General features: G+C 63.1%; 5 protein-coding genes. 1 reads left to right on the plus strand and 4 read right to left on the minus strand.

Features of this window, described 5'->3' with window-relative positions:
- The 3 genes from pdxH to AC4FAH_RS14010 form a co-directional block, all read right to left on the minus strand.
- Positions 1-651: a pyridoxamine 5'-phosphate oxidase gene (pdxH, locus tag AC4FAH_RS14000; protein ID WP_043333565.1), complete on the minus strand. Its 651-nt coding sequence runs from the start codon at positions 649-651 to the stop codon at positions 1-3.
- A 70-nt stretch (positions 652-721) separates the two neighbouring features.
- Complete coding sequence (locus tag AC4FAH_RS14005; protein ID WP_213113814.1) at positions 722-1096, minus strand: branched-chain amino acid transporter permease; 375 nt, start codon at positions 1094-1096, stop codon at positions 722-724.
- A complete protein-coding gene (locus tag AC4FAH_RS14010; protein ID WP_490246252.1) occupies positions 1093-1983 on the minus strand; it encodes an AzlC family ABC transporter permease in 891 nt (296 codons plus the stop codon). Before AC4FAH_RS14010 ends, AC4FAH_RS14005 begins: the two co-directional genes overlap by 4 nt.
- Positions 1984-2322: 339 nt before the next feature.
- On the opposite strand from AC4FAH_RS14010, the gene AC4FAH_RS14015 reads away from it, so the two are divergent.
- Positions 2323-3081: a cytochrome b/b6 domain-containing protein gene (locus AC4FAH_RS14015; RefSeq protein ID WP_490246253.1), complete on the plus strand. Its 759-nt coding sequence runs from the start codon at positions 2323-2325 to the stop codon at positions 3079-3081.
- A 124-nt stretch (positions 3082-3205) separates the two neighbouring features.
- Here the strand turns inward: AC4FAH_RS14015 and AC4FAH_RS14020 are convergent, their stop codons facing one another.
- The gene (locus tag AC4FAH_RS14020) at positions 3206-3310 is read right to left on the minus strand and encodes a cytochrome c (RefSeq protein WP_490246254.1); all 105 of its coding nucleotides are present in this window, start codon (positions 3308-3310) and stop codon (positions 3206-3208) included.
- Positions 3311-3316 lie beyond the last annotated feature (6 nt).

Below are 3316 nucleotides of genomic sequence, written 5' to 3' on the forward strand. Positions count from 1 at the left end.
TCAGGGCGCCAGCAGTTGCTTGTGCCATTCGCCGTCTTCGGTGTCCAGGCGCTGGTAGCGCACGCGATCGTGCAGGCGCGAGGGCTGCCCCTGCCAGAATTCGATCATCTCCGGCACTACGCGATAGCCGCCCCAATGCTCCGGACGCGGCACTTCGGTGGTGGCATAGACCTGCTCGAAGCGACCCTGGCGCTCGCTGAGCCATTCGCGATCGGGAATCTCGACACTCTGCTGCGAGACCCAGGCGCCCAGCTGGCTCTCCTTGGGGCGTGAGGCGAAGTACTGATCGGAGGTGGCATCCGCGACTTTCTCGACGCTGCCTTCGATACGCACCTGGCGCTCCAGCGCGGGCCACCAGAAGGTCAGCGCGGCGAAGGGCACATTGGCCAGTTCGCTGCCCTTGTGGCTCTGATAGTTGGTATAGAAGATGAAGCCTTCACTGTCGCAGCCCTTGAGCAGCACGATGCGCGCATGCGGCTTGCCCTGGCTGTCGACGGTGGAGAGCGTCATGACATTGGCGTCGTTGTCATCGGCGGACAGGGCGCTGGTCAACCACTCCTGAAACAGCTCGAAGGGTTCCAGCGGTGTGTTCGCAAGGCTCAGGCCATCACCGGAATAGGTTCTGCGCACATCGGCGATATCGCGGTTCATGGTGGGCTCCCTTGATGAATTGCTCATGTAATGACATGACTGTGACCGCTCACGTGCTGGATCGCAAGCCTCAGACACCGCCCAGCTGCAGCCACGCCATGTAAAGCCCGGTACCGACGGCAATCGAGAGCAGCGCATTGCGTCGCCACAGATGCAGTCCCGCCACGCAGAGGGCCGCGACCAGCATGCCGGCGCCCTCGGCGCTCTCAAGCCAGCTCCGCCAGGCCGAGATGCGGTGCGCGGACTCTGACATGTCAGGCAGTTGCATGGCCGACAGCGAGACGATGATCAGCACGACCATGACGATGGCCGGCAGATAGCGGCCCATATGCAGAATCAGCGGATGGGCCGAATGGCGGGACAGAAAAACGAAGGGCAGCGCGCGCGTGGCGAAGGTCGCACCGGCTGACACGGCGATCAACAGCAAGGCCTGCAGGGTCGTCATGGGGTGGTGTGCTCCGAGGCTTGATTGTGCTCAGTCTGGCACGCGCCAGACTTGCCTTGATGGTGATGATCGTCACGCGAGGCGTGCTTGCCGTGTGGCTGTTGTTTGCCACGCTGGTAATGATATTGCCCGAGCAGGAGAGCGCAGGCTGCCGCGATGCTGCCCAGCAACAGCTGGTCTTCCGGCAGCAGCCACAGGCCCGCGAGCGTGACCAGCAGGCCGAGCATGAAGGGCCAGCGCTCGCGCAGGGCGAACCACTGTTCGATGCCCAGCACCACGAACAGCGCCGTCAACGCGAACTCGATGCCGCTGCTGTCAAAGCTGAGCTGTCCGGCTGCCAGACCCAGCAGCGTCCCCAGTACCCACCAGGATTGGTTGAGGAAGGTGATGCGCAACATCAGGCGCTGGTCATCACGGCGCGCCACGGGATCATCGCGCTCGCCGCTGCGCGGCAGGCTGGCCAGCAGTGAGTAGGTTTCATCGGTCAGCCCGAAGATGAGGTAGAGCTTGCCAAGGCCCGCCGCGCGGAAGCGCTCCAGCAGCGACAGGCCGTAGAAGAGGTGGCGCGAATTGAGCAGCAGTGTGGCCACGAAGACCTCGGTGATGCCGGCGCCTGCACCGAGCAATGCCACCGCCAGGAACTGGCCGGCCCCGGCCAGGATGACCAATGACATGAGAAGGCCCAGCCAGGGGCTCAACGGCAGCTGGGTGAACAGCACGCCGAAGGCAGCGCCCAGCGGGATATAGCCGAACATCACCGGCAGGGTCTGGTTGAGTGCCTGTTGCCATAAGTGGCGACCGCTGACTGGCTGCCGGGGAGGCGAGCCCGCACCGGGGGTGTCGCCCCGAGAGGCATGCGAGGTACTGGCCGTGGAAGGCGATGACATGGCGAGAGTTCCGTTCTGCGCAGGCGAGGTGAAGACGGGCGGCACATGCAGGGGGCCTTCAAGAGGCCGAGTCCCCACAAGCTGCAGACAATCTACGCAGCATATAATGTCATCAAGCGTCAGGCGATGCTGCCAAGGTGGCAGCTGGCAGTGGAAAGTGCTGAATCAGCGCTTCATTACTGATATTTCACATGTCTCATGGCGCCACGGCCGATTGATTTACCGTGGGTCGCCAGGTCACGGCCACCTATACTGGCCTGTAGTCGCTCGTTGGCTGCCTATCGCTGCCTGATCACGTGTCGTGCCATCAAAGGTTCATTCGCTGAGGGAGTCATCAGGATGAGTTCGAACCGATTCCGCAAGTCCTCGTCTGAGACGGTGCTTCATGATCAGGGTGAGCCTTCGCCGCTGCGCAGAGTCGTGATCTGGGGGCTGGCCATCCGGCTGTTTCACCTGCTGCTGATCCTGGCGATCATCGGCATGTGGTACACCGCCGAGGTGGGCGCAGGGCTCGATTTTCCGATGGTCTGGCACGCACGGCTGGGATATTGCGTGATCGGGCTGGTGGTGTTTCGCGTCATCTGGGGGCTGGTGGGCAGCGGGCATGCTCGCTTCAGCCGCTTCGTGGCGTCACCGCGCACGACCTGGCGCTACGCCGGTGACTTTCTGGCGGGGCGCGCGCCACGCCATGCAGGCCACAATCCCCTGGGTGGCTGGATGACGCTGGCCATGTTGCTGGTGCTGGCGATTCAGGCCTCGAGCGGGCTGTTTCTCACCGATGATCTGCTGTTCGAAGGGCCCCTGCATGACCGGGTCCCAGCGAGTGTCGCCGAGGGGCTGGCCTGGGTGCATCACACCAATATCACGCTGCTGTGGGGGCTGATCGCCCTGCATCTGATGGCCATCGTCTGGCATGGCCTGCGCGGTGAGTGGTTGATCTGGGCGATGGTGCATGGCCGCAAGCATTTCAGGCGCGATGAATCGGTAGTGGATGAGGGCGAGCCAGTATCACCTTCAGGGACACGCAGGTGGCTCGCACTGGGGTTGGCGATCGGCATTGCCGTTCTGGTCATCTGGCAGGGGGCGCAGTTGCCGTAAGCTCTGCTCGTTCTCACTCATGCTTTCGCTCTCACTTTCGCCCTCAAGTATGCCAAGACGCAAAAGCGCCGCCACGAGCAATCTCATGGCGGCGCTTTTGCGTCTTGACGGAGCTTTGGCTATATCAGTCAGCGCGATACTGCTGATGACAGCCCTTGCAGGTCTTGGCTGTCTCGACGAACTGGCTGCGCAGGGCGTCAAGGTCCTGACTGGCGGCGGCGTCGGCCAATGCCCG

It is taken from the genome of Cobetia sp. (genome assembly GCF_983723665.1).

Bases quoted from the DNA above. Each gene is read 5' to 3' on its own strand.
- pdxH (WP_043333565.1), bottom strand. From the start codon at position 651: ATGAACCGCGATATCGCCGATGTGCGCAGAACCTATTCCGGTGATGGC.
- AC4FAH_RS14005 (WP_213113814.1), bottom strand. From the start codon at position 1,096: ATGACGACCCTGCAGGCCTTGCTGTTGATCGCCGTGTCAGCCGGTGCG.
- AC4FAH_RS14010 (WP_490246252.1), bottom strand. From the start codon at position 1,983: ATGTCATCGCCTTCCACGGCCAGTACCTCGCATGCCTCTCGGGGCGAC.
- AC4FAH_RS14015 (WP_490246253.1), top strand. From the start codon at position 2,323: ATGAGTTCGAACCGATTCCGCAAGTCCTCGTCTGAGACGGTGCTTCAT.